At 53.8% G+C, this 277-nt stretch carries 1 protein-coding gene; it reads right to left on the reverse strand.

The genetic code is table 11. The features are described from left to right. Positions 1-30: 30 nt before the first annotated feature. On the reverse strand, positions 31-277 hold a 247-nt coding region (locus HMPREF2537_RS12595), incomplete at its 5' end, for an integrase core domain-containing protein (RefSeq protein ID WP_148138119.1).

Here is a 277-nt window from a genome sequence, read left to right on the forward strand (position 1 = left end):
CCCCCGGAAAGTAGACACGTCGGGGGTTAGCTATGCTGCTTGGGTCAGTGTAGCTGATGTGAATGCTTCGAAGGTATCGGGGGCTAGAAGATTGCACCAGGAGTGTCGTCTGCGCGTGTTGTAGCGCATGCACCATCGGAAGACTTCTTGGCGGCAGGTAATGGGATTGTCAAAGACTTTCCGATCACGCAGAACTTCACGCTTTAGAGTGGCGTTAAACGATTCTGCTAGGGCATTATCGGCACTCGTTCCCACCGCTCCCATGGATTGGCGAACA

It is taken from the genome of Corynebacterium sp. HMSC074E01, from assembly GCF_001808885.1.
In the GTDB taxonomy this organism is placed as follows: Bacteria; Actinomycetota; Actinomycetes; order Mycobacteriales; family Mycobacteriaceae; genus Corynebacterium.